22 protein-coding genes are annotated in these 25558 nt (G+C 71.6%); 8 read left to right on the top strand and 14 right to left on the bottom strand.

What is annotated here, in order from left to right; all coding sequences use genetic code 11:
- On the bottom strand, positions 1-3687 hold the full coding sequence (locus ACQPZQ_RS27625) for a SpoIIE family protein phosphatase (protein WP_433285408.1): 3687 nt from the start codon (positions 3685-3687) through the stop codon (positions 1-3).
- A 179-nt stretch (positions 3688-3866) separates the two neighbouring features.
- On the opposite strand from ACQPZQ_RS27625, the gene ACQPZQ_RS27620 reads away from it, so the two are divergent.
- Together ACQPZQ_RS27620 and ACQPZQ_RS27615 are read left to right on the top strand one after the other, a co-directional pair.
- Positions 3867-4436, top strand: a complete 570-nt coding sequence (locus tag ACQPZQ_RS27620) for a hypothetical protein (RefSeq protein WP_433285406.1) — start codon at positions 3867-3869, stop codon at positions 4434-4436.
- A 133-nt stretch (positions 4437-4569) separates the two neighbouring features.
- Positions 4570-6456 carry a chloride channel protein gene (locus ACQPZQ_RS27615; protein WP_433285404.1) on the top strand — a complete coding sequence of 629 codons (1887 nt, stop codon included), beginning with the start codon at positions 4570-4572 and terminating at the stop codon, positions 6454-6456.
- A gap of 19 nt (positions 6457-6475) precedes the next feature.
- Here the strand turns inward: ACQPZQ_RS27615 and ACQPZQ_RS27610 are convergent, their stop codons facing one another.
- The 4 genes from ACQPZQ_RS27610 to ACQPZQ_RS27595 all read right to left on the bottom strand — a co-directional run bounded on the left by ACQPZQ_RS27610 (position 6476) and on the right by ACQPZQ_RS27595 (position 10062).
- Positions 6476-6979 (bottom strand): MarR family winged helix-turn-helix transcriptional regulator, encoded by a 504-nt coding sequence (locus ACQPZQ_RS27610; RefSeq protein WP_433285402.1) that lies wholly within the window; start codon positions 6977-6979, stop codon positions 6476-6478.
- Positions 6980-7016: 37 nt separating this feature from the next.
- Positions 7017-8492 (bottom strand): xylulokinase, encoded by a 1476-nt coding sequence (locus tag ACQPZQ_RS27605; RefSeq protein WP_433285400.1) that lies wholly within the window; start codon positions 8490-8492, stop codon positions 7017-7019.
- 43 nt (positions 8493-8535) lie between these two features.
- A complete protein-coding gene (gene trpC / locus ACQPZQ_RS27600; RefSeq protein WP_433285398.1) occupies positions 8536-9321 on the bottom strand; it encodes an indole-3-glycerol phosphate synthase TrpC in 786 nt (261 codons plus the stop codon).
- A gap of 111 nt (positions 9322-9432) precedes the next feature.
- The gene (locus ACQPZQ_RS27595; RefSeq protein ID WP_433285396.1) at positions 9433-10062 is read right to left on the bottom strand and encodes a TetR/AcrR family transcriptional regulator; all 630 of its coding nucleotides are present in this window, start codon (positions 10060-10062) and stop codon (positions 9433-9435) included.
- 48 nt (positions 10063-10110) lie between these two features.
- Here ACQPZQ_RS27595 and ACQPZQ_RS27590 point away from each other — a divergent pair, with 48 nt between their 5' ends.
- Positions 10111-10911 (top strand): SDR family NAD(P)-dependent oxidoreductase, encoded by an 801-nt coding sequence (locus ACQPZQ_RS27590; RefSeq protein ID WP_433285394.1) that lies wholly within the window; start codon positions 10111-10113, stop codon positions 10909-10911.
- Between the two features lie 24 nt (positions 10912-10935).
- Here the strand turns inward: ACQPZQ_RS27590 and ACQPZQ_RS27585 are convergent, their stop codons facing one another.
- From ACQPZQ_RS27585 to ACQPZQ_RS27565, 5 genes are all read right to left on the bottom strand, one after another.
- On the bottom strand, positions 10936-11778 hold the full coding sequence (locus ACQPZQ_RS27585; protein ID WP_433285392.1) for an oxidoreductase: 843 nt from the start codon (positions 11776-11778) through the stop codon (positions 10936-10938).
- Between the two features lie 135 nt (positions 11779-11913).
- The gene (locus tag ACQPZQ_RS27580; protein ID WP_433285390.1) at positions 11914-13461 is read right to left on the bottom strand and encodes an acyl-CoA synthetase; all 1548 of its coding nucleotides are present in this window, start codon (positions 13459-13461) and stop codon (positions 11914-11916) included.
- A gap of 175 nt (positions 13462-13636) precedes the next feature.
- Positions 13637-14833: an FAD-dependent monooxygenase gene (locus tag ACQPZQ_RS27575; RefSeq protein WP_433285388.1), complete on the bottom strand. Its 1197-nt coding sequence runs from the start codon at positions 14831-14833 to the stop codon at positions 13637-13639.
- A 100-nt stretch (positions 14834-14933) separates the two neighbouring features.
- Positions 14934-15419, bottom strand: coding sequence for an SRPBCC family protein (locus ACQPZQ_RS27570; RefSeq protein WP_433285386.1), 486 nt, complete (start codon positions 15417-15419; stop codon positions 14934-14936).
- The gene (locus ACQPZQ_RS27565; RefSeq protein WP_433285384.1) at positions 15394-15768 is read right to left on the bottom strand and encodes an ArsR/SmtB family transcription factor; all 375 of its coding nucleotides are present in this window, start codon (positions 15766-15768) and stop codon (positions 15394-15396) included. The genes ACQPZQ_RS27570 and ACQPZQ_RS27565 overlap by 26 nt, the downstream gene beginning before the upstream one ends.
- A gap of 64 nt (positions 15769-15832) precedes the next feature.
- Between ACQPZQ_RS27565 and ACQPZQ_RS27560 the strand changes: the two genes are divergently transcribed.
- The 5 genes from ACQPZQ_RS27560 (at position 15833) to ACQPZQ_RS27540 (ending at position 21752) form a co-directional block, all read left to right on the top strand.
- The gene (locus ACQPZQ_RS27560) at positions 15833-16768 is read left to right on the top strand and encodes a LysR substrate-binding domain-containing protein (RefSeq protein ID WP_433285382.1); all 936 of its coding nucleotides are present in this window, start codon (positions 15833-15835) and stop codon (positions 16766-16768) included.
- A 91-nt stretch (positions 16769-16859) separates the two neighbouring features.
- Entirely contained in the window at positions 16860-18257 is a 1398-nt protein-coding gene (locus ACQPZQ_RS27555) for an MmgE/PrpD family protein (protein WP_433285380.1), read from the top strand.
- A 15-nt stretch (positions 18258-18272) separates the two neighbouring features.
- On the top strand, positions 18273-18983 hold the full coding sequence (locus tag ACQPZQ_RS27550) for an MmgE/PrpD family protein (RefSeq protein WP_433285379.1): 711 nt from the start codon (positions 18273-18275) through the stop codon (positions 18981-18983).
- A gap of 46 nt (positions 18984-19029) precedes the next feature.
- A complete protein-coding gene (locus ACQPZQ_RS27545) occupies positions 19030-20382 on the top strand; it encodes a serine hydrolase domain-containing protein (protein WP_433285377.1) in 1353 nt (450 codons plus the stop codon).
- The gene (locus ACQPZQ_RS27540) at positions 20379-21752 is read left to right on the top strand and encodes an MFS transporter (protein ID WP_433285375.1); all 1374 of its coding nucleotides are present in this window, start codon (positions 20379-20381) and stop codon (positions 21750-21752) included. The genes ACQPZQ_RS27545 and ACQPZQ_RS27540 overlap by 4 nt, the downstream gene beginning before the upstream one ends.
- A 16-nt stretch (positions 21753-21768) precedes the next feature.
- On the opposite strand, the gene ACQPZQ_RS27535 is transcribed toward ACQPZQ_RS27540, so the two are convergent.
- From ACQPZQ_RS27535 to ACQPZQ_RS27520, 4 genes are all read right to left on the bottom strand, one after another.
- Positions 21769-22125, bottom strand: a complete 357-nt coding sequence (locus ACQPZQ_RS27535) for a hypothetical protein (protein ID WP_241034582.1) — start codon at positions 22123-22125, stop codon at positions 21769-21771.
- A gap of 131 nt (positions 22126-22256) precedes the next feature.
- On the bottom strand, positions 22257-23270 hold the full coding sequence (locus tag ACQPZQ_RS27530) for an LLM class flavin-dependent oxidoreductase (RefSeq protein WP_433285373.1): 1014 nt from the start codon (positions 23268-23270) through the stop codon (positions 22257-22259).
- A gap of 50 nt (positions 23271-23320) precedes the next feature.
- Positions 23321-24571 (bottom strand): MFS transporter, encoded by a 1251-nt coding sequence (locus ACQPZQ_RS27525; RefSeq protein ID WP_433285372.1) that lies wholly within the window; start codon positions 24569-24571, stop codon positions 23321-23323.
- Position 24572: 1 nt separating this feature from the next.
- A complete protein-coding gene (locus ACQPZQ_RS27520; RefSeq protein ID WP_433285370.1) occupies positions 24573-25556 on the bottom strand; it encodes an ABC transporter substrate-binding protein in 984 nt (327 codons plus the stop codon).
- Positions 25557-25558 lie beyond the last annotated feature (2 nt).

The following is a 25558-nucleotide window of genomic DNA, read 5'->3' as shown; positions in this document are numbered from 1 at the left end:
TCACGCCTCGGTCGGCGCCGCCGTGACCACGGGCAGTGCGTCAGCGAGACCGGTGAGTTCCAGCACCCGGGCGGGCGCAGACCCGGAAGCCACGACGATCGAGAGCCCGTCACCGGCGATCGCGCTCGCCTCGGCGAGCACGGCGACACCCGCGCTGCTGAGGTACCCGACGCCGGTGAGGTCGAGGACGAGCGGGCCCGTGAGCCCGGCTGCCTCGAACAGGGCCTCCCCGACCGTTCCCCGGCCGGCCAGGTCCATATCGCCGAGAACGGCGAGCACGCGCTCCCCGTCCGGGCCGTGCCGCTCCTCGACGCTCGCAGGCTCAGGAGCCCGGGCGGTGGAATATGCCGGGGGCCGCAGCGGACCGGGTGCGGCCGACGGCGGCGGGGCGGGCAACCGGAAGCTCACACGGGTGCCGCTGTTTCCCCGGTCGATCACGAACTCCTCGACGAGCCCATCGATGACCCGCAGGCCGTGCCCGCGGTGGCCGTTGTCGGCCGGGACCGGCCGCCAGCGGCCCTGGTCGTGCACGTGCACCTCGACAGCGCCGTCGTCGGCGCGGGCCACGGTGTACTCGAAGTGGCCGCCGCCCTCCGGGTAGGCGTGCTCGGCGGCGTTGGCGCCCGCCTCGCTGACCGCGAGCTCGAGGTCCTCGGTGGTCTCCTCGGGGAGCCCGGCCGTGGACGCCCACTCGCTCACCGAGCGGCGGAGCGGGCTCATGCTGCTGGCCGTGGCCGTCAGCCGCCGGTGCAGCGGTGCCGGAATGGCCCGCACCACGAGCAGCGCGACGTCGTCGGCCGGGCCCTCCTCACCCAGCACGGCCTCGACCAGTCCTCGTGCCAGCTCGTCCGGGCCGTGGTCGGCGAGGCGTTCGGCGGCCTGCTGCAGCCGATCGAGCCCGGTGTCGACCACCTCGTCACGGCGTTCGACGAGCCCGTCGGTGTAGAGGATCACCGACGCGCCGGGCGCCACCATGGCGCTCCGCTCCCGGTACGGCGGGCGTCCGCGCACACCGAGCACCGCGCTGGCGCCGGTGTCGAGGAACCGCGCGCCCGCGTCGTCGACGAGCAGGACGGGTGGGTGCCCGGCCAGTGCCCAGCGCAGCTCTCCGGTGGCCCAGTCGAACGTGAGGCAGGCGCAGGTGCTGCCGGCCGAGCCCGGGACCCGGTCGGCGAACCGGTCGAGCCGTTCGAGCGCGGCGGCGGGGGAATGCCCGTCGAGCAGTTGCGTGGCGAGCGCGCTGCGCAGCTGACCCATGACGGCCGCCGCCGCCGGGCCGTGGCCCACGACGTCGCCGACGACCAGCGCGACACGGGTGCCGTCGAGCGGAAGCATGTCGTACCAGTCGCCGCCGGAGAGGGAGTGCTCGGCGGCGGGCATGTACTGCGCCGCGGCGGCCAGCCGGGCCAGTGTGGGCAGCTCGCGAGGAAGCAGGCTGCGCTGCAGCACGTCGGCGACCTCGTGCTCCGCCTGGTGCAGGCGGGCCCGGTCGAGCGCCTGCGCGCACTGTCCGGCGACGGTGAGCACGGCGCCGCGCTGCTCGGCGGGCAGTTCGGGGACGGCGCCGTCCTTCGGAGCGAACCACAGCCCGACGGCCCCGATCGTCCGGTCCGACAGCACCAGGGGAACGGCGATCGGGCTGCCGCTCCATTCCGCTACACCCGTGCGGACGACCGTGGCGAGTGCGTCAGGGGCGTCCAGCGCCACCGCGGCCGCTGCGATCGCCTCGGGTCCGCGCCCGGCGATCGGCACCAGGTGCGCCCCCTCGTGCAGGACGAGGACCGCCGACTCGGCGCCGAGCCCGATCGCGTGGTCGAGCACCACGTCGGCGACCTCGGCGGGCCTGGTGGCCCCCGACAGCGCAGCCACGATGGAGCTGAGCTCCTCGGCGGCCCGCCGGGCCACCCGTTCGGCGTGCAGCAGGCCTGCGCGGTACAGGGCTTGGGCACATTGTTCGGCGAGGGACTCGGCGGTGGCCCGCTCGATGGCGCCCAGCACGCGTCCGGGCGGGAGGGCGAGGGTCACGAGACCGAGACAGTGCCCGGCGGTGGACAGCGGCAGGCAGGCCAGCGCGTCGAAGCCGAACCGCTGCAGCTCCTCCCGCAGGCCGGGGTCGTGGCCCGCCCATGCGGTGTCCCCGTCCAGCCAGAGGGGCCTGCCGCCGGTGGCGGCGTCGATCACCGGACCGGCGGCATCGGTGCCCGGCTCGCTCCATCTCCGGACGAGCTCCGGCGGCCAGTCCGCCACGGCGAGCGCCTCGAGGTCGCCGGCTCCACGCACCTTCCAGGCAGCCACCGAACGCCCGCCCACCAGCTGGCTGAGCTGCTCGACGACAGCCGCCCCGACCTGCGCCGGGGTAGCCGCGGCGGAGAGGGCTGCGGTGGCCCGCTGCAGCAACTGCAACTGCCGGTTGGTCTCCTGCTCGCGCCGCAGCAGACGCTCGCGCTCCGCCTCAGCGCTGCGGCGCTCCGTGATGTCGCGCCCGATCGCCTGCAGCCGCCCGTCCGTCGCCGAGCGCATGCTCAGCTCCACGGGCACCGTGCCGCCGTCCTTGCGGCGCATCTCCCACACCTCGGTGACGGAGGCGCCGGCGTGCAGCTTGGCGACGAGGGCGTCGAGCCGCGGGACGTCCTCGGGACGGACGACGTCCGCCGCGCCGAGGGTCAGTAGCTCCTCCCGGGAGTGACCGAGCAGCGCGCAGGCGGCTTCGTTGACGTCGATGAAGTGCAGAGTGTCGTCGGCGAGCCAGATCGCGTCGCCCGCCCGCTCGACGATCAGCCGGAAGTGCTCCTCGCTCTCGCGCACCGCGCCGAGGGCGTGCGCGCGCTGCAGTGACTCCCAGCACCGGCCGACGACCGTGGTGAGCAGGTCGATCTCGGAGTCCGACCACAACCGCGGGGTCCGATGCTGCACGGCCATCGCGGCGACGAAGCGGCCGGATTTCTGCAGCGGCACCCAGATCACCGCGGTGAAACCGGCGCGGTGATGGGCCCGGCGCTGCTCGGGCAGCACCCGCGGATCGGTCTCCGCGTCGGCCAGCACGTACGGGACGCCCGCCCGCATGCACCGCAGCGCGTCGGCGCTGAAGTCCGACATGGCCATCCGGCCCGTCAGCTCGGGCAGCCCCCTGGCGTAGCTACCGGTGATCGTGAAGTGGTTCTCGTCGGGCTCGGCCTCGGCGTAGACGCTGCGGTCGACCTCCATGTGCTCGCCGAGGAGCCGCGCGACCGTCGCCATGATCTCGTCGGGATCCTCCAGCGGCTGGAGCGCGCGCTCGAGGCAGGCGAGGAAACGGTCGCGGGACCCGTCGCCGCGCGGAACCGCGGACTCGACGACGGGATCGATCGCGACGACCGAACCGGTGATCATCCCGTCCTCGACCAGGGGCTCGATCCGGCAGCGGACGTCGACGGTGGTGCCGTCCGGGCGGAGGATCTGCTCGGCCGCCGAGTCGAGCGCGGTACTGGCGGGCCGGAAGGGGCAGCTGGGGACCTCGTGGCCTCCGGCCTCGTGCATGACGGCGTGGAGGTCGGCACCGAGTAGCTCGGGCACGGACCTGCCGAGCAGCGCCGCCGCCACCGGGTTGACCTCGCGGACGAGCCCCGACTCGTCGAGCACGACGACCCCGATCGGCACGGCGTGCAGCACTGGGTCCGTGTGATGGCGCCGCCCGCTCAGCTGATCCACCGGGCGGATGGTACCGGCCGGGCAAGGTCGTTCTGGCTCGTGAAGCGCCGGGCGGCAGGTGTCGAGACGCGATTCGCCCGTCCGTGCAGGGCACACGCGGGCGCCGGGCCTCATCCGCCGCGGGCGATGCGGCGCCGCGCACCGGCCGGTCACGGTGGGCCGCGGGCGAAGGAGGGTCGATGGGCGAGGCATCGGGAGGTCGCGACGACCTGCAGGCACGCTCGCCCATCGCGGCCTGGATCGTGCGGGCCGCGGCGCTGCACCGGAACCGATGGTCCGACGAGCACGAGCTCGCCTACGCCATCCACGGCACCGTCGTCGGTGCGGCCGTGATGATGGCGGCGAGCCTGCACGGCACGCTCGGCGACATCCTAGTGGCGGTCCTGGTCACCCTGTTCGTCTACTGGGTGGCCGAGCGGTACGCGCACCTGCTCGCCGCCGGTGTGCGCGGGCGGCCGGAGGGGTGGCGGGCCACCCGTGCTGCCATCGGGCGTGAGCTGCGTGCTGGCTGGCCGATGGTCGAGGCTGCCTACCTGCCCCTGGTGGTCCTGATCGTGGTCGAGCTGTTCACCGACTGGCTCGAACTCGCGGTGTACGCCTCACTCGCGACGTCGACGGTGCTGCTCGTCGCACTCGGGCATCTCGCGGCCCGGCGGGCGGGCGCGAGCAGCCTCGGTGCACTCGGGTGGGCCGCGGCCAGCGGCGTTCTCGGCGTCGTCACCATGTGCCTGAAGCTGCTGCTGCACTGAAATCCTGTTCATCCATTTTCTGTCGATAGCCGCGAAATGCGTGATCTCGTGCTCGTCCGGAACAGGCCGTACGAAGTGATTGGCCTAACGCAATCGTTGCGGTACTGCGACGAAATCGCCGAGCATGGCCGCTATGGAGCACGAAGCCGGAGCCCGGCGTGACCTACCGACGGTCGTCCGGGGGAGAGCGACCCATCTCGGTGACTTCACGCTGAACCGCCGGGTGCTGGTGACCGCTGCGCTGGCCCTTCCCATCGGCGCGATCGGCGCGGTGGCGGCGTGGGTGCTCCAGATGCTCATCGGGCTGATCACGAACGTGGTCTTCTACCAGCGGGTGGAGACCACCCTGGTCGCTCCGGGAGCCGCGGCGCACCCGGCGATCCTGATCCTCGCCGCGCCCGTCGTCGGTGGTCTCGTGGTCGGTCTGATGGCGCGCTACGGCTCCGAGAAGATCCGCGGGCACGGCATGCCGGAGGCGATCGAGGCCATCGTCATGCGGCGCAGCCGGGTGGAGCCGCGGGTCGCGGTGCTCAAGCCCGTGTCGGCGGCGGTGAGCATCGGCACCGGCGGCCCGTTCGGCGCCGAGGGGCCGATCATCATGACCGGAGGTGCGCTCGGCTCGATCCTCGCCCAGCACCTGCACCTCACCGCCGACGAGCGCAAGGCGTTGATGGTCGGGGGCGCGGCCGCCGGGATGGCGGCCACGTTCAACGCCCCGATGGCCTCGGTCCTCCTGGCGGTGGAGCTGCTGCTGTTCGAATGGCGGCCGCGCAGCTTCGTGCCTGTCGTGGCGGCCGTGGCCGTGGCGACGGTCGTGCGCGCGGCTTTGCTCGGAGGCGGTCCGATCTTCCCGGTCGACGCCCTGACGACTGCCCCGACGCCGCTGACCGACCTGCTCTGCGTCGGCGCCGGGGTGATCGGCGGGCTGCTGGCCGTGGCGCTGACCGCGCTGGTGTACCTGTCCGAGGACGGGTTCATGCGGCTGCCGATCCACTGGATGTGGTGGCCCGCGATCGGTGGCCTCGTGATCGGGATCGGCGGGCTGATCGAGCCCCGGGCGCTCGGCGTCGGCTACGACGTGATCGACGAGCTGTTGACGGGCCGGGCGACGCTGTCGCTCATCGTCGGGATCCTCGTCGTGAAGGCACTGATCTGGGGGCTGTCGCTCGGCTCGGGCACGTCCGGTGGGGTGCTCGCGCCGATCTTCATGATCGGCGGGGCGATCGGCGCGCTGGAGGGTCACCTCTTCCCGGCCGTCGGGCCGGGGTTCTGGTCGATCGTCGGGCTGGCCGCGGTCGTCGGCGGAGTGATGCGCTGCCCGCTGACCGGGGTGGTCTTCGCGCTCGAACTCACCCGGGACTGGCCCGCGCTGCTGCCGCTGCTGATCGCCTCGGTGTCGGCCTATGCGGTGTCGGCGCTGATCCTGCGCCGCTCGGTGCTGACGGAGCGGATCGCCCGCCGTGGCTTCCACCTGTCTCGCGAGTACGACGTGGATCCGCTGGCGGTGCTGTTCATCGACGAGGTGATGCACGCGTCCCCGGCGACGTTGCGCCGCGAGGATTCGCTGCCGCTCGCCACTCCGGCGCTCGCCGCCGTGGTGCCCCGCCGCGCGTCGTGCGACCAGCCGGCTGCAGCGCGCGCTCCGCTGCAGCGGCTGTTCCCGGTGCTCGACGGCGGGGGGCGGCTCGTGGGGGTGGCGCCGCGGCAGTCACTGGTCACCCCGGTCCCCGGCGCGCACACGACAGGAGACGTGATGATCGGCACGCCGGTGGTCGTGCACGCCGACGACACGTTGCGCGAGGTCGCCTCGCTGTTCGCGCAGACGGCCGTCAGCGCGGCACCCGTGGTCGCTCGGGACGACCCCGGCCGCCTCCTGGGCCTGGTCACCGTCGAACAGCTCCTGGACGGCCGGCTGCGCGACTTCGCCGAGGAACACCACCGGGAACGCTCACTGGGCCTGCGGAGCCGCCGCACCCGCGAGGTGGTTGCGGGTGGCGCCGGTCGAGACGCCTCGCGTTAGGGGCGCGCTGAACACCCTCCTAAGCCGTGGAGGTCGTCCAGCCGAGTGCCCAGACGTCGGTCGCAGGCACCTCGCCGCCTGCCGCGGCGAACGACTCCAGCACGGGGGCGAGGGTCCGGCGCTGCTCATCCGGCATACGAGCGAGGATCTCGGCGATCGCGGTCCGGCGGTCGTCCATGACCCGCCGCACGAGGGCGCGGCCTTCCGAGGTGAGATCGAGCGTGAGGTTGCGCCGGTCCCCCGGGTCGTCGCGTCGATCCAGCAGCCCGGCGCCGACCAGCCGGTCGCAGGCGCGGGTGGCGTTCGAGGGATGCACGCCGAGCGCGCGAGCCACGGCGCCGAGGTTCACCGGCCCGGTGCTGGCCACCATCACGAGCACCCGGAACTGGGGGAGCGTGATCTGGCCGTCGAGGCCGGCGACCGATCGCGCGCTGAGCGCGACCAGGACACGGGTGGCCGCCATCACGGCATCGACCTCGTCGGGATGGATGTCCTCCTGCTCCTCTGCCACCCCTTGCGCCATGTGTTCCAGTGTGCCTCAACGTGCGGTTGGGGCTCCGTCAGCCGACCGCCGTGCGCCACACGTCGAGCGCGGAGTGGATCTCGGCGAGCGCGCGGTGCGAGGCCGTGTAGACCTCGTACAGCGAGTCGAGGCGCCGGGCGTTCGCGGGGATCGGCGTGAAGACCCGATCGGCCTCCACCGCCTTGTCCGCCGCCGTCTCGACGTCCGGGTGGACACCGGCGCCGACGGCGCCGAGGAGTGCGGCGCCCAGCACCGCGCTGTCGTGCACCCGCAGCCGCTGGACGGGACGGCCGAGCACGTCCGCGTGGATCTGGGCCCACAGGTCGCTGCGTGCTCCGCCGCCCGAGAGCACGACCCGGGACAGGGGCAGGGCACACGCCTCCTCCACACCGCTGAACACGTGGCGGGCCGACATCGCGACGCCCTCGAGGACCGCACGTGACATCTCGTCCCTCGTGGTGGCCGAGCTGAGCCCGAGGAAGCTCCCGCGGACGCTGGCGTCCCACAGCGGTGCCCGCTCACCCATCAGATGCGGCGTGAAGACCACCCCCGCGGAGCCTGCGGACGCCCCCGCCGCCTGGGCCAGCACCGTGTCGATGTCCAGACCGCAGGCCTGGCTCCACCAGCGCAGCGAGTCGCCGGCCGCCTGGGTGGGACCCGCGTGCACGTACAGCCCGGCGTGTGGCGGGAACGTGGCGATGCCGCGCGTGGGGACGGCCCGTGCCGAGGCGCCGGCGGCCACCAACGAGGTACCGATCGTGATCATGGCCCGGCCGGCCTGCGTGGTCGCGGTGCCGACGATGTCGCCGAAGGTGTCCATCGTCCCGACCACGACGGCCGCGGCCCCGATCCCCAGCTGTGGATCCGTCACCGGCCCGAGCGGGGCGGTCGACTCGGCGATCGGCGGCAGCCGCTCGGCCAGCCCGTCGACGAGGTCGACCGCCTGCGGCAGATAACGCGTGCCGGTGCGGTCGGCCAGGCGGACGGCTGCCCGGCCGTCGGTCCGGATCGCACCGGTGAGCTTCGCCGCGACGAAGTCCTTCGGGCTCAGGATCCACCGTGTACGGGCCCATTCCCGCGGTGCGTTGCGGGCGTACCAGAGCGCCCGCGACGCGGTGAAGGAGGCGTCGAGGGTGATCGGCGCGCCCCAGAGCCGGACCTTCACCGGCGGTGCGAACCGTGCGTCGATCTCCGCGGCGATCTCGCTGCCGCGCTGGTCCTGCCAGATGATGGCGGGGGAGAGCGGCTGCAGGTGCTCGTCGACGAAGACGTGGGTGTTGACCTGGCCGACCATTCCGATCGACCGCACCGTCGACCCGGCCGGGAGCGCGGACACCACCGCGCTGATGCCGTCGACGCAGCTGCGCCACCAGTCGAGCGGATCCTGTTCGGCCCACCCCGGGCAGGGCCGCGCGATGACGCAGCCGGTCCGGTGCTGCCGCAGCAGCGTGCCGTCCGGTCCGAACGCGGCGACCTTGACCGAGGTGGTGCCGATGTCGACGCCGAGGATCACGTCCTCAGGCGCGTGCGACGATCCCGCGCTCGATGAGGCGGAGTCAGCCGGCGGCACTGATGAATTCGCCGACAGCGGATCGTGGGTCACCGGAGCGCACCAGCGCCTCCCCGACCAGCACGACGTCGGCACCCCAGCGGCGGTACTCCGCGACGTCGGCCGCCTCCGCGACGCCGGACTCGGCCACGCGGACTGCCCCCTCCGGCACCTGGGGCGCCAGCTTGGCGAACACACCGCGGTCCACGGACAGCGTGGTGAGGTCGCGGGCGTTGATCCCGATGAGGTCGGCGCCGACCTGCGCCGCCCGCTCGAGCTCCTCCTCGGTGTGCACCTCGACCAGCGGTGTCAGCCGAAGCTCGCGCGCCAGGCCCAGCAGGTCCTCCAGGAGGCCGCCCGGAAGCGAGACGACCATGAGCAGCGCCAGGTCGGCGCCCCAGGCCCGGGCCTCCCAGAGCTGGTACGGGGTGACGATGAAGTCCTTGCGCAGCACCGGGATGTCCACGGCGGCCCGCACCGCCGCCAGGTCCTCGAGCGAGCCACCGAACCGGCGGCGTTCGGTCAGCACGCTGATCGCCGACGCACCACCTGCGGCGTACTCACCCGCCAGCGACGCCGGGTCCGGGATGTCGGCGAGCGCACCCTTGCTCGGGCTGCTGCGCTTCACCTCGGCGATGATGGAGACCTTCGAGGAACGGAATGCAGGCATCGGGTCCAGCGTGTCGGGCGCGCTGTCCAGTACGCGAGCCTTCAGCTCGTCGAGCGACACCTCCTGCTGCCGCCCGGCAAGGTCCTCCCGAACGCCGTCCAAAATGCCGTCAAGGACGCTCAAAACTACCCCTCTCGCGTTACGTGATGTCAGTTCATTCGAGAGTAGCCATATGGTGAGCAGGGAGTGAGCGCGATTTCGTCACACGCGAAGATTCTTTGAATCGGTCGATCATCACCTTACCGCGCGATTCATCGGTTCGCCCCGGATCTCGCCCGTCAGGAGGCGGAACAGCTCCTCGATCTCCGCGGTGAGCGCGCCGGGTTCGGCCGCGGCGAGCGCGGGCGTTCCGATGACCTTGCGCATCAGCCAGATGCCCGCGATCAGCGAGAGCAGCAGTTCGGAGCGCTCGCCTGCCGCGGCGCCGCTGAGTTGCGCGGCGACGCGGCCGCCGACGTGCCGTTCGATACCGGCGCGGATGATCTCTGCGGCCCGCGGATTGGGCGCCGACCGCAGCATCAGGAGGAACGGGTCGAGATGCTCGGCCTCGGGAGCGGTCCTGGCGACGAGTTCGGTGGCGGCTCCGTGTGCCAGGCCGGGCCCGTCCTCGACGAGGATCGTCCGCGGCGCGAAGGCGATATCCACCACTTCGGCGAAGAGTTGCTCCTTGGTGCCGAAATAGCGGTTGACCATCATCGCCGTCACGCCGGCGGCCCCCGCGATCTCCCGGAGGCCGGCCCCGTCGTAACCGCAGCGCGTGAAGGCGCTCACCGCGGACCGCAGGATGGCCTCGCGGGTGGCGGCGGCATCGCGCCGGTGTGCGCGCGGTCGGTCCTGATCGTCGCCGATGACGTCGTGAGTCATATATACGACTGTAGACTTTGCTGGTCACTGCGGTCTACGGTGGAAAACATGGATCTGCGACTCACCGGCAGGCGCGCTCTGGTGACAGGGGCGAGCGCGGGGCTCGGCCAGGCGATCGCCACGACCCTCGCCGCCGAGGGTGCCGCCGTGGTGGTGCACGGCCGCGACGAGGGCCGTGCCGCAGCCGTGGCCGCGGCGATCCGTGCGGCGGGCGGGCGCGCCGACATCGCGATCGGGGACCTCGCGACCGACGCGGGAGCCGACGCGGTGGCCGCCGCCGCGCTGTCCGGCGGCCCGATCGACATCCTGGTCAACAACGCCGGGAGCTACGACCACCTGTCCTGGGCCGACGCGACGCCCGAGGTGTGGGCCAGTGCCTACGAGGTGAACGTGATCTCCGGCGTGCGGATGATTCAGCGGCTGGTGCCGGAGATGCGGGAGCGAGGCTGGGGCCGGGTGATCCAGATCGGGGGAGGGCTGGCGATCCAGCCGACGTCCGGCCTGCCGCACTACAACGCCACGCTCGCCGCGCGGCACAACCTCGCGGTGTCACTCGCACGGGAGCTCGCGGGGTCGGGCGTCACCTCGAACGTCGTGGCGCCCGGAGCGATCATGGTCGACACGGTGCGTGCCCATCTCGCGGACATCGCTCCCGGCCGCGGCTGGGGGGAGTCCCCGGAGGAGATCGAGGCGGCCGCGGCCGCGGACTGGATTCCGAACGACGTCGGCCGTTTCGGCCGTCCGGAGGAGATCGCCGGCGCCGTGGCCTACCTGGCCGGACCGCACGCCGCGTACGTCAGCGGGGCGACGTTGCGAGTCGACGGCGGCACGATCCGATCGGTCCACTAGCGGCCGCGCCCACGGCCCGCGGCGTCAGGCGCGCGCGTCGTCGAAGGCAGTGGAGACCGCGACGTCGCGCCATGCGTCGAGCTCGGCGTGGATGGCGGCGAGCCGCTCCTCGACGCGCGCGACGCAGTCGGCGCCGAGCTGCAGGCGCACGGGCTGCTCGGCCGCCTCTGCGACGTCGACGATCACCTTCGCCGCCTTGGCTGGGTCGCCCGGCTGCTGGTGGTTGGCGCTGGTCGCCCGGTTGCGGACCGGCCCGACGGTCGGGGCGTAGTCGCTGAGTACGGCCTTCGCGGCGTGGAGGCTGCTGCCGTCGAGGAAATCGGTGCGGAACACCCCGGGCTCGACGATCGTGACCTGCACGCCGAGCGGGGCCAGCTCGCGACGCAAGGCCTCGGAGATGCCCTCGACCGCGTATTTGGTGCCCCCGTAGATGCCCCAGCCCACGCCGCCGGCGATGCCGCCGACGGAGCTGAGGTTGAAGATCCGCCCGGAGCGCTGCCGCCGCATGATCGGCAGGACGGCCAGGGTGACGGCGAGCAGCCCGAACACGTTGGTCTCGAAGATCGCCCTGACCTCGGCGTCGTCGGCCTCCTCGACCGCGCCGAGGAGGCCGCGGCCCGCGTTGTTCACGAGCACGTCGATGCGTCCGAACTGCTCCATGCCGGCGTCGACGGCCGCCCGCACCTGCGCCTGGTCGGCCACGTCCAGCGGTGCGACCAGCAGCGCATCGCCCGCGTCCGGGAAGGCGTCGTGCACAGCCTGCGGGTTACGGGCCGTCGCGACGGCCTGCTCCCCGCGGGCGAGCGCCTCGCGGATGATCTGGGCACCGAAGCCTTTCGAGGCTCCGGTCACGAACCACACGCTCATCTGGCTCTCCTCGGCGGCAGCAATAGTGAACTGTACGGCTAGTTTAGTATGGCGCCGGGGATCATGAGAGAAGGGCCGCGACGCATGTCCGCGTCGCGACCCTGGATGCGAGGTTCTCGGAGCTGTCGGGGACCGTCAGGAGACGTGCCGCTTCTGGTGGTTCCAGTACCGGTCCCGCAGCTGACGCTTGAGGATCTTGCCGGCGCCCGACATCGGCATGGAGTCTACGAACTCGAAACTGCGCGGAACCTTGTAGCCGGCGATGCGTTCCCGCACGTGCCTGCGCAGCTCCTCCTCGGTGGCCCGGACGCCGCCTGCCGGCAGCACCACGGCGTGCACGCGTTCGCCCCACCGTGGATCCGGAACGCCGATGACCGCGCACATCCCGACGCCGGAGTGGGTGGCCAGCGTGTTCTCCACCTCGGTCGAGTACACGTTCTCGCCGCCGGAGATGATCATGTCCTTGACCCGGTCGACCACGAAGAGGTAGCCGTCGTCGTCGAGGTATCCGGCATCGCCGGTGTGCATCCAGCCGTTCGCCAGCGCCTCGGCGGTCTCCTTCGGCCGGTTCCAGTAGCCGAGCATCCGGCCGCCACCACGGGCGACGATCTGGCCGGCGGTGCCGGGCGGCACGTCGTTGTCGTCCTCGTCGACGATCCGCATCTCGACGTGCGGGGCTGCTCGTCCTCCCGAGCGCCGCAGGAGCGGATCGTGATGCTCCTCGGGTCCGAGCAGTGTGATGACCGGCGACATCTCGGTCATCGCGTACGCCTGCGTGAGACGGGTGCCGGGCAGCCGGGCGATGGTCCGTTCGATCAGCGCCTCCGACATCGGGGAGCCCCCGTACAGCAGGCGCTGCAGGCTCGACATGTCGGCGTGGGCGGCCTCGGGTGAGTCGACCAGCATCTGGATCATCGTGGGCACGAGGATCGTGTCGGTGATGCGGTGCTCCTCGATCATCCGCGCCACCGCCCCGGCATCGAAGCGGGGTGTGAACACATGGGTGCCGCCGACGAGGTTCACGGCGACCCATCCGGAGATGTCCGCGGCGTGGAACATCGGAGCGGTGTGCAGGTAGGTGGCCCCCGGCCGGGTCCAGTGGCCGGAGGCCATCGAGCCGAGCGCCGAGACGATCAGGTTGTCATGGCTCAGCATCACGCCCTTGGGCACGCCGGTGGTGCCGCCCGTGTAGAAGATGGCGGCCAGGGCGTCACCACCGCGACGCACATCCGCAACGGGCTCACTGCCGGCGATGAGCTCCTCCACGGAGGACGAGTCGTCCGGGCCCGAATCGTCGCCGTCGAACAGGACGTGCTTCAGAACCGGAGCCTGCGTGCGGAGATCGAAAATCGACGAAGCGAAGTTCTCGTCGACGAGCAACACCGCGGTGCCGGCGTCCTGCAGCGAGAACGCGATCTCCGCAACCGACCACCGGGTGTTCACGGGAACGAACGCCGCGCCGATCCAGCACGCCGCGAGCATGAACTCGTGGTAGATATCCGAATTGGCCGAGAGGATGGCCACGCGGTCGCCGGTCTGCACGCCGAGCCCGCGCAGGGCGCCGGCCAGCCGGGCGATCCGTTCGGCGGACTCGGCCCAGGTCCGCGTCCGTCCCATGAAGACGGTGGCTGGTGCGTCGGGGCCCTGTTGCACTGCGCGCAGCAGCCCTTGGGTGATTTCCATGGGGATCCCCTGTTCGACCGCGGATTTTCTGTGATCCTGCGCGACATCCGGTGCGCCAACCGTACCAGGCCGGTAGGAAAGCTAAACGTTCGACAAATCACCACAGGAGGATCGCCGCAATATCGGAAGAAAGCATTCAGGTCGGTCGATCGGGCTTTTCCGGCCGTGCGGGATCTCAGGTGCGGTACAGCCAGTCCACGTGCCGGTAGTCGGTGGGGTCGCGATCGCTCAGGTAGGCATTGCGCACGGATCGGAAGAGTCCGTCGCAGTGCCACAGCTCGCCCCAGGTGCGAGCCACCCGCTGGACCTGGGCCGTGCGGTCGGTGCGCAGGTCCGCGTAGTCGGTGAGCGCGGCGTCCCACGCGTTCCGGCCGGAGGTGCCGGCGCCGGCGTGCTTGGTGATCTGCCCGGCGAGGCAGTCGGCGTCCTCGAGGGCCTGGCAGGCGCCCTGGGCGAGGTACTGCAGCATCGGGTGGGCGGCGTCGCCGGTGAGAGCGAAGCGGCGGTCGACCCAGCCGGTGATCGGCTCGCGGTCGTACATCCGCCACCAGCGATCGCGCCACAGGTCGGGCAGGGCGGCGCGGATGGCCTCGCAGGAGCCGGCGAACGCCGCGTCCAGCTCGTCGGGGGTGCCCCAGTCGGGCTCGCCTGCGAGTGCGCGTGGTGAGCGGAACACCGCCACCTGGTTGAGGATCTCGCCACGACGCAAGGGGTACTGCACGAAGTGTCGTGTCGGCCCGATGTAGACGACGACGTCGTCGAGGGTGTGTGCGCTCGTGTCGGGCAGGGCGTCCACCGGCAGCGTTCCCCGGTAGGCGACGTAGGCGGAGCTCACCGGCTCGTCGTCGCTGAGCAGCCGGCGCAGCCGGGAGTTCAGCCCGTCGGCGGCCAGCACGAGCCTGCCGGTGTCCCGCCGCTCGCCCGACACGGCCGTGGCCTGCTCGTCGTCGATCTCGATGTCGGTGACCGCGGCCTCGGTCACCAGGTCCACGCCCGCCCCGCGGCAGGCCTCCAGCAGGATCGAGTGCAGGTCGCTGCGGTGGATCACCACGTACGGCGCCCCGTAGCGGCGCTCCAGGTCGGCCACGTCCAGGTGGGTCAGCTCCCGCCCGTCGAGGGCATCGCGCAGGACGAGCCGCCGGGGGAGCACGCCGTGGGCGACGACCTGGTCGAGCAGTTCCCACGAGCGCAGGATCCTGGTGGCGTTGGGTGCCATCTGCAGCCCCGCGCCGACCTCTCCGAACTCGGATGCCTGCTCCAGCACCCGCACCTGCAGCCCGGCGCGGGCGAGCGCGAGTGCGCTGCCCAGCCCGCCGATCCCGCCGCCGACGACGACCACGTCGACGTCCGTGTCACCCGAGGACACCACCATCCGTCCACCTCCGCATCGAGCATGCCGCTAGCCGCCATGCGATCGGCACCCCGGTGCCCAAGATCTGGACCGAGGTGCCGATCGCAGGGTCGATGGCGGCTCAGCGGAGCGAGACGGCCACCTGCTCCAGGTGGTCCAACGCCTCCTGCATCCCGTCCTCCATGCCGGAGTTGATGTGGCCGTCGCGGTTCTCCTGGTTCTGGTGCTGCACGAGGACCGTGAGCGTGGAGCGCCCGTCCTTCTCGGTGATCGTGACTGTGTTCACGGCCTCGGCGTCGGGTATGCCCTCGTAGACCTCAGTGGCGACGATGCGCTCGTTCGGGACGATCTCGCGGTACTCGCCGTGGAAGCCGAACTCGGCTCCGTGCGCTCCCAGCACGAAGCGCCAGGCGCCGCCGACCCGGAGGTCGACCTCGGCGATCGTGACCTCGCCGCGTTCCCCACCCCACCAGCGCTTGATCAGTTCGGGCGTGGTGTACGCCCGGAACACCAGATGCCGGGGTGCATCGAATTCACGGGTGATCAGGATCTGCGTGTCCGTCGGGAGCGTCACCACGGCGCTACGGCTGCTCGTTCCGCTGTTCATCGTCGCCATTGTCCTCATTCTCCAGTCTCTTGAGATCTTCGAGTACGACATCGAGCCGATCGAAACGCTGCGACCACCACTGCTCGTAGTTCTGCACCCAGTCGTGAATGGTTTTGAGGGGGCGGCCGTCGAGCCGGTACATCCGCTGCCGTCCTTCGTCGCGGACGCTGACGAGTCCCACCTCGCGCAGTACGCGCAGGTGCTTGGACACCAGCGGCTGTGCCAGGCCGAGCAGTGCGACGAGTTCGTTCACGGAACGCTCCCCGCCGGCGAGGACGTCGAGGATCTGCCGTCGCCGGGGCTCGGCCACTGCGTTGAACGCGTCCGACGTCGTCGGTGCCCGTGCCATGAGGGAATCATATACCCATATGGGAATACGTCAAGACGCCGCTGCGGTCCGGATACTTCGGTCCATGGACGAGCCGGCCTCCAACGAGATCACTTTTGCGGATCTCGAGATGTTCGTGAGCTTCGCCGAGCGCGAACACTTCGGGCGCACCGCCGCTGACCTGGGCGTCAGTGTGGCCACCGTCCAACGTGGAGTTCGCGCCCTCGAGCGCAAGCTCGGCATCGCGCTCGTCGAGCAGGCCGGCCGCCAGGTCCGGATGCTGAACGCGGGGCGCGTGCTCGTGCGCGAGGCGCAGGCCGTGCTACGCGCCCGCCTCGACGCCGTGGACACCACCCGGGCCGAGGCCGGGCGCCCGCAACGGCTCCTCCGGATCGCGCACACCTACTCGCTGGGGCTCGGCTTCGTGCCCGGTGTACTCGCCGAGCTGCTGCAGCAGCAGGCAGGACTGCGGTTCCACTGCCGGCAGAGCTCCGCCAACGAGGTGGTGTCCACGTTGCTGCGCGGCGAGTGCGACGTCGCGTTCACCTCGGTCTCGCCGACCGAGGCCGACGTCGTGGTGGAGCCGCTGTTCACCGAGTACGTGCTCCTCGCGGTCCCGGCCGACGACCCACTGGCGGGGCGTGACCAGGTGTCGTTGCGCGAAGTGGCGAATCGGCCGTTCATCTCGATGGAGCTCGGAGCCAGCAGCCGGACCCACATGATCAACGCGTGCGCGCGCGCCGGGTTCGTGCCCCGGTTCGCGATCGAGGTCAGCGACCTGTTCGTCGTGGAGGCGATGGTGGGCGCCGGGATCGGTGTGTCGGTGGTGCCCGAGGGGATGAACGACCATCGGCATCCGCGGGTCGCCCGGATCCGGATCCACGATCCGGACTGGGCCGGGCGCACGATCTTCCTCGCCTACCAGCGCGCGATCGGGCAGCACCCCACCGTCCAGGCCCTCGCCCGCATCGCACGGAGACGGGGCCGGGAGCGCGTCTCGGCCCGTGGCTCCGCAGGGTGAGCATCGGCCGAGTCGATCATTGCGCTGGGTGCAACGGTTCCGGCCGGGGATGGCGTTGTTCCGTCGCCTTCGCGTTTCTAGCGTCGCTCCCATGCTCCCCGCTGTGTCCGTCGGCTCCACGACGTCCGAGTTCTGCACGCGGCTGGTGGCCGCAGGTGCCACCCCGCTGCCGCCGAAGGTCGCCCGGGCCGCGCGACGCAGCCTGTTCAACGTGCTCGGCACCGCCATCGGCGCGGCCAGGACGGCCGCTGTGGACGTGCTGCTGGCGACGGCGCGGGAGCAGAACGGCGCAGGGGACGGCGGTGCTGAGAACAACGTGAGCGTCGCCGGGCGCGACGACACCGTGGACGCCTACTGGGGCGCCCTGCTCGCGGGCACGGCGGCTCACCTCGACGACTTCGACGACACCCACCTCGCCACGGTGATCCACCCCGGTGCCGCGATACTCGGGACGCTGCTCGCGCTCGCTCCCGAGCTCGATGTGGAGGGGGAGCGCTACCTCGCCGCGTTCGCGCTGGGCTGCGAGTCGCAGCTGCGCATCGGGAACGCCGTGTCCCCGAACCACTACGACCGGGGCTGGCACATCACCGGCACGTGCGGGGTGTTCGGCGCGGCCGTGTCCGCGTCGCTGCTGCTGGGACTCTCGGCAGCGCAGCTGGAACACGCGCTCGCCATCGTCTCGACGATGGTGCTCGGGCACCGCGAGGGGTTCGGCTCGATGACCAAGCCGTTCCACCCCGGCAAGGCAGCTGTCAACGGTGTGCTGGCCGCGCGGCTGGCCGCCGCCGGGATGACCGGCGTCGCCGACCCGCTGGGTGACGGGGGAGTGCTCACGGTGTTCGCGGACGTCGTCGACCGCTGTGCGCTCGGCGGCAGCTGGGAACGGGACTGGGAGCTCGAGTACAACGCCTTCAAGCCCTATCCGTGCGGGATCGTGGCGCACCCGGCGATCGACGCCGCCCGGGCCGCGTCCGCCCAGCTCGACGATCCGGCGGCGATCACCGCGGTGGAGCTGATGTGCCACCCGCTGGTGCCGGAGTTGATGGGCAGACGACAGCCACGTGACGGGTTGCAGGCGCGCTTCAGCGCGTACCACGCCGGAGCGGTCGGCCTCCTGGATGGGGAGGGCGGGCTGGCGCAGTTCGGCGACGACCGCGCGGTTGCCCCCGACGTGGAGCGGCTGCGGGAGCTGATCACGCTGCGGCCCAGCGACGACTGTGCGCGTGACGAGGCGACGATCCGGGTGAACCGGGCCGGCCGTGACCCGATCTGCGTCCACGTTCCGCACGCCCGCGGGAGCCTCGAGCGGCCGCTGACCGACGAGGAGCTCTTCGAGAAGGTCGACCGGCTGGTAGAGCCGGTTCTCGGCACGGGGGCAGCGCGACGTGTCGCCGCTGCCGTCGATGCCCTCGCCGGGGCGGTGGGGTTCGACGCGGTGATCGCCGCGATCCGCCCGGGCGGGATCTGCGAGGGGGAGAAGAACCAATGAGGGGGAGACAAACCGATGATCACCACCACCGAGGTCGTGGACTTCGTCCGGGAGACCGCGCCGCCGCCCGCGGCCCTCGACCGCGCGGTTGCTGAGCTCGGCCGCTTCCGGCAGGCCGCCCGCCGCGGATCCGACGCGGCCCCTGTGCGCGCACTGAAGCAGGTCGCGGTGCGCCCGAGCAGTCTGCTCTGGACCGCGTGGATCGACGGTGCGGCCGCGGCGGCGGTCCACGACAGACCGGCATGGGTCGCGGTATGCGCCGCCGCGAACGCGCTGGCCGCCGACGATGCCGCCGCCGCGGAGGCGATCGCCATCGGTGAGGTGGTGGCCGACCGCATCCGTGCCGATCTCGGTGACGCGCACAGCGAGTCCGGATGGAGTGTGCAGGCCACGGCCGGAGCCATCGGCGCAGCCGCGGCGGCCGGTCGGGCGCTCGGCTTGGAGGTCGGCCACCTGCACCACCTGGTCGGTATCTGTGCGACGCAGGCGACGGGCCTCGCCGCAGCAGCCGAGACCGACACCGGACCCGTGCAGATCGGCAAGGCCGCGGCCAACGCGGTGGAGGCCGCGCTGCTGAGCCGGAACGGGTTCACCTCCGCGGCCCAGCCTCTCGAAGGCCGACGGGGCCTGTTCGCGTTGATGTCCACCCTCCCCGGAGCGGAGGAGCAGGACACGGAGAAGGCGCGGCCCGCGCGCCTGGGCGAGGGCTGGCTCGCCATGGGCTGAGCCCTGCAGGACGACGAGGTCCGCTACCTGATGAAGGGACGACGGCGTGAGCCGCAGCGTCGGCGAGGTCGCCGAGCGGCGCCGTAACGCGCTCGGCCTCTGTACCAAGGAGCTGTGTTCCGCTCTGTTCGTGTCCGGACGTCGCGGGTCCGACGTCGTCGAGCACGACCTGAGAATGCTGTGCACCCGGTTGGCAGGCGGCGTCCTCGATCCCGATGAGATCGCGTTCGCCGTCGGCCCGGGCATCGTGGTCGGCGCGTTGTCCGACGGGAGCAGGCAGCGTGCGGTCGCGTCCGGTGACAAGGGCGCGGCGTTGGTCGCGTCCGGCCGGCCGGATGTCTCCGGACGCCCGCTTCGAGCCCGCGAGCTCGACGCGAGGGAGTGGCCCCGGGGGGACGGCTTCCGAGCCGTTGCGGGGTACGCACCGCTGCACGATGCGGTGCGTACCCACCTCGCGACCTCCGGCGGCCGCGGTGTCGCCGTGGTCCACCGTGGCGTGCTCGTCGCCCAGGACTTCGCGCCGGGATTCGGCCCCGCGGTCCCGACTCGGGGCTGGGAGACGGCCACGACCTTGACTGCTCTGATCGTCGGGCGGCTGGTGCAGTTGGGACTGCTCGACCCCGAGGCCGCCCCCGTCCCGATCCCCGCCTGGCACGGCGACGGCGACGTGCGGGCGGACATCAGCGTCCTCGACCTGCTCGGCCTGCAGAGCGGCCTGTCGGTCACGTGCTCCGAGGACGGCTCCGACGACATGCTCATCGACGCCGACGAGTACTTCGCCCCGTACTTCCGGCCGGTCTCGGTTGCCCAGATGATGGGGGTGGCGCGCAGCACGACCTCCCCGGGCAAGACGTTCTCCTACAAGAACATCGACCATCTCGCGGTGTCGCTCACGTTGCGCGAGATCCTCGGCCCGGACGTCCACGGCTTCCTCAGCGGCACGGTTCTTCCCGCGCTGGGGCTGCGGCACTCGGTGCTGGAGACCGACGCTGAGGGGGTGCCGCTGCTCTGCGGTGCCTGGTACACCACGCCGGGCGACCTGGCCCGGATGGGCGCGCTGCTGCTGGCACGGGGGCGGCCGGCCGGGGAGCAGGTGCTCCCCGGGGCCTGGGTCGACACGATGCTCACCGAGTCGGAGGCCTCCGGCGCCGGCCGCACGGAGGGGCCTTCGGCCATGTGCCACCCCTACGGCGCCTCGGTGTGGCTCAACCGCGACGGCCACCTCGCCGCCGCACCACGCCGCACGTTCTACGCGCTCGGCAGCTTCGGCCAGGCGGTCCTCGTCCTGCCGGAGCAGGACCTGGTGATCGCCCGGACCGGGCTCGACCACACACCGGACCACAACCGACTGATCGGCGCGGTGCTGACCGCGCTGTCCCTCTGCGAGGTGTCACGATGACCGTCACCGCGAGGCTCGACCGCATTCCCTGGTCTTCTTATCAGCGCCGGGTGGCCGGCGTCCTGGCCCTGTGTTTCGCCTTCGAGCTAGCCGACATCAACACGTTCGCCTACGCCGCTCCCGCTCTGCGCACATCCCTCGGCATCAGCGTCAGAGAAGTCTCGGTGATCACGTCGGCCGGGTTCTTGGGGATGTTCCTCGGTGCCGCCGTCGGTGGCCGGGTGGCCGAGCGGTTCGGCCGCCGCCGGTCGCTCCAGGCCGCGGTGGCGTGGTTCTCCGTCTTCTCGCTGCTGAACGCCGGGGCGTTCGACGCCACCACCCTGTTCGTGGCGAGGATCGCGACCGGCATCGGGCTGGGCGCCATGACGATCACCGCCATCACCTACCTGGCCGAGCTGGCACCGGCCACGCAGCGCGGACGACTGCAGTCGATCACACTGGCCATGGGCCTGCTGGGCATCCCCGCGATGTCGTTCTTCGCGCGCGGAGTGATCGGAATCAGCCCTGACGCCTGGCGACTGGTCTTCATCTTCGGAGGGCTCGGGCTGCTGCCGCTCCTGCTGATCCGCAGGCTTCCGGAGTCGCCGCTGTGGTTGCTCGCGCGCGGCCGCAGCGGAGATGCCGAGCGGGTGGTCGACGGCATCGAGGTCGAGGTGGCGGGCAAGCACACGCTGCCCCCGGTCATCGCGGAGCCTGCGCCGCCCGAGGCGACCGGCCGGCCGAGCGTGCGGACCCTGTTCCAGGGTGCGCTGGCGAGGCGGACGATCATGCTGATGCTGGTGTGGACGTTCCTCACCACCAGCTACTACGGGTTCGCCTCCTTCGCCCCGACCCTGCTGCACGAACACGGGTTCACCGTCACCGCCAGCGTCGGCTACTCGGCCCTCACCACGCTCGGAGCGGTGCCCGGCGCACTTCTGGCCTGGCCGGTTGCCGACCGGTTCGGACTACGCGGGCCGGTCGCCGTGTTCGGACTGGCGTTCGCCGCCTGCGGGCTCGCCTACGGGCTGACGTTCGAGCCCGTGGCGATCGTCGTCTTCGGCCTTCTCGTCTCGGCGCTGAACCAGACGCTGGTCGCGCTCATGTACTCCTACACCCCGCGGTTGTTCCCGAGCGGCGTCCGCGCCACCGGCACCGGCTTCTGCTACGGCGTCGGCCGCGTGCTCAACGCAGTGGGTCCCCTGGTGGTGGGGCAGATCTACCTGTCGCTCGGGTACGTACCGGTCTTCGTGTTCATCGGAGCTTGTGGCGCGATGATCACTCTCTCCGTCGTGCTGCTGGCCCCCGCCCGGAAACGCATCGACATCGACAGAGACACGGACACCGGCACACGCATGCAAGCCGGCCCCGCTCGGCCCGCAACGGCCTGAGCGGGGCGCGCAGGTCCTACTCGGCGAACTCGGGGAGTTTCAGCTCGTGAGCGCGTGACCAGGTGAACCCGCAGCTCGGGCACCGGTAGTGCGCGTCGAGCCTGCCGCCCGAAACCACGGCCGCGTACGGCGCGGGAATCGGAACGGGGCCCGAGCACTCGACGCATGCGTCGGCGAAGGGGAGCGCGGCGCTCATCTCGCAGACGACCTCGAGCCACCGCGACTGCTCGAGTTCGTCGCCCGCGCGGCGGGACGCCTGGCTCAGCGCGTCGAGCGCCTTGCTCGCCTCCGCGTACTCCGGGAGATGGACGACGGCCGTGTGGTCGAACGTGTCGATTCCCGTGGGGTTCTCGGTGGTGACGCGCGGGGTCATGAGGGGTGGCCTCCAGGCGGGGAGCATTGGGGGTACACCTGATCTTTCCGACGCCGGTGCAGGATCGTTACTCGATGTGGGTTACCCGATCGAGGGATATTGCGGACGATCGCGAGTCCGGTAGAGGCACATCACGCCCCGGTCGCCACCCGCCCCGCCGCCGCCAGACGCGGGCCGATGATCGTCCCGAAGGCCGTGACGTCGGCCGCCGGCAGGTCGTATCCGGTCTCCGCGGTGTGGGACGGGAAGAAGAACACCCGCTGCACCCCGGACTCCTCGTGGGCGCGCAGCAGGCGGTCGGCGCAGTACTCCGGCGGCCCGAACAGCCCGAAGGCGTCGCACACCCGCGCCGCGAGCTCCGGGGAGAGGTCCTCGGGCCGGTGGTCGGCGGGAATGTCGATCCCGGCGGCGTGCAGCCACCTCAGGTTGGCGACGCTCGGGTAGTTGAGGAAGGGCTGGCCGGGGCGGAACCAGCGCCGCGGCCACTCCCGGGCCGTCTCGAAGTCCTCGACCGCCGTGGGAACGATGAAGATCTCCTCCACCTCGGCGGCCGAGCGTCCGGCACGCGCCGCCCCCGCGCGGACGTGCTGCCGAGCCGCCTCGATCCCGTCAGGGTGCAGCCCGACGAGCATCACGACACCGTCGGCCACCTCGCCCGCGAGCTCCAGCATCTTCGGGCCGGCGGCCAGGATGAAGATCTTCGGGGCAGGTGTCGCCACGTTGTTCATCCGCAGCTCCTGGCCCTCCACCACCGCCGGGCGTCCCGAGAGCAGCAGCCGCAGAGCGGTCACCACCTCGCCCAGCTGCTGGCGCCGGGCCTGCGGTTTGCCCGCCTTCTCGACCGACAGGAAGCCGGGCGCGAGGGTGAGCATGATCCGTCCGGGCGCGATCTCCACCAGCGAGTTGGCGATCGCGGCGAGCACGAGCGGGTGCCGCGTGACCGTGTTGGTGGTGGCCGGGTAGAGCGTGAGGCGCTCGGTGGCCGCGGCGGCCAGGGTGAGCGCGGCGTACACGTCGCGACCCGAATGGTGGTGGTCGTGGATGCCGACACCATGGAAGCCCGCGTCCTCGCAGGAGCGGATGAAGTCCATCAGCTCGGGCAGCGGGCGGCCAACGGGCACGCGGATGTCCACCTCTACGGCCATCGTTCTCCTCGTCGTTCGTCGTGCTGGTTCGTCGTGAGGGGCGAGCGGGGTCACTCGGGGAGCGGCTCGCCCTTGGTCTCGGGCAGGAACAGCACCGCGAGGATGCCGACCAGGTAGATCGGAGCGAAGATCGCCGCGGCACGGCCGAACCCGCCCAGTGCGGTGGCGAGGCTGCCGGTGAGCACCGCGCCCGCCATCGCGATGTAGCGCGAGCCGCTGAACACCACGCTGATCGCCGTCGCGCGATGCCGCGTGGAGAAGAGCTCGGGCGTGTGCACCGTGTACCAGCTGTAGACACCGCCGGTGAGGAAGCCGGCCGCCAGCTGTAGCCAGGTCGCGGCCACCGCGTCGTGCACGGCGAGGAACACGACCGGCACGATCACCAGGCAGCCCACGAAGTACAGCTGGATGGAGGCCTTGCGGCCCCAGGACTCCGCGAGGAAGCCGAACGCGATGCAGCCGACGATCTCGCCTGCGTTGTAGAGCGCGGCGGCCCAGCCGGTGAAGAACGCGATGCGGCTCGGGTCGTGGACGAGTCCGCCCACGAAGCTCGGTAGGTAGGAGCTCACCGCCCACCACCCGCCGGTGATCGCGATGGACACCACCAGCGCACCGAGGAAGTTGCGGCGCACGCCGCGCCGGAGCAGATCGGCGATCGACGTCCTCGACCGGCGCCTCGCCCACATCGCGGACTCCGGGATGCGCCTTCGCACCAGCAGCACGAGAACCAGCGGCAGGATGCCGAACAGGTACATCCAGCGCCAGGACAGCTGCAAGGTGGAGCCCATCAGCACCCAGAGCGCCGAGACCAGGAGCCCGCCGACCGAGAAGCCCGCCTGCAGCAGGCCCGCGCCCTTGGCGCGCCATCGCTGCGGCCACACCTCCTGCAGCAGGGAGGTGCCGACCCCCCACTCGGCGCCGATGCCCACCCCGGTGAGGAACCGCGCGATCCCGAAGATCCACCAGTTGCCCGCCAGGCCGGACAGCGCGGTGAACACGCTGTACACGACCACCGCGATGATCATCGTGCGCCGTCGGCCCAGCCGGTCGCCGACGATGCCGCCGATGATCCCGCCGGTCGCCCACCCGGCGAGCGTGATGGCCACCAGGTAGCCCTGGTAGGCGGGAAGGTTGTGCAGCTGGTCGGCCGGCAGCAGTTCGGTGAGCGTGGGGCGGGCCGTGATCAGCAGGACGAACGTGTCGTAGCCGTCGGCCACCCAGAACACCATGGTCAGCGCGAGCACGCCCCATGCGCGACGGTCGAGCCCGGCCTCGGGCTCCGCGAGGAGCTGTTCGGTCACGTCAGGTCCGGGAGTCGGCGAGTGCGGAGGACCCGAACAGCTCGGCCATGGCCGGCGGCTCGGACACCAGGCCCTGCTCGGCCAGGTAGCCGGCGAAGGTGTCGAGCGTCTCCCGGTTCTCGGCGTAGCCGTAGGACCAGGGGTCCTCGCCCAGGATCTCGGCCTGACGTTCCAGCGTGTCGAGGAGGAAGGGAATCGTGTAGCGCAGGGCCGGCCGGTCCGCCGCCTCCTCCACTGCGATGCGTTTGGCCTCGCTGAACGCCTTGTACAGGCTGCGCACCACCCACGGATGGGCGCGGTGCACGTCGGCCCGCACCACCATCATGTGCATGATCGGAAAGATCCCGGTGCGGGTGAAGTACTCCGCCTCGCGCGCGGCGTAGTCGGGCCACAGCCGGCGCATCCGGGAACCGATGCGGAACTCCGACGGCACGCGCGCAGCCATCAGGGCGTCGATCGAGCCGTCGACCAGCGCCTGCGAGAGCGGCTGCTCGACGTGCTCGATGCGCACCCACTCGGGCAGTTGCAGCGTCCGGGGCTCGACGCGTCCCGGCTGCTCCAGCCCGCCCGTGCACCAGACGATGCCGGAGGTGTCCACGTCGAAGTCGTGGCGCAGCAACGCCCTTGCCCACACCGCGGCGGTCAGCTGGTACTCGGGCACCCCGATGCGTTTCCCCGCGAGGTCACGGGCGTCGGTGATGTCGGAGTCCTTGCGCACGTACAGCGTGGAGTGCCGGAAGCTGCGGGACAGGAACACCGGCACCCCGACGAAGCGGTCGTCCCCGTTCGCGTGGGCGATGGCGTAGCTGGACAGCGACATCTCGGAGGCGTCGAACTCGGCGTTCGTGAGCATCCGCGAGAAACACTCCTCGGGTTCGAGCCTCACGAGGTTGAGGTCGATGCCCTCCGGCCGGACGCGGCCGTCGGCCAGCGGCCACACCCGGTCGTAGTCGCCGCAGGCGAGCGTCAGGGGAACGCGCGTCATGG

The sequence above is a fragment of the Pseudonocardia sp. CA-142604 genome (assembly GCF_050948475.1).
Lineage (GTDB): Bacteria > Actinomycetota > Actinomycetes > Mycobacteriales > Pseudonocardiaceae > Pseudonocardia > Pseudonocardia alaniniphila.
The sequence above is the reverse complement of the archived record's forward strand: the minus strand, read 5'-3'. Positions and strand labels throughout refer to the sequence as shown.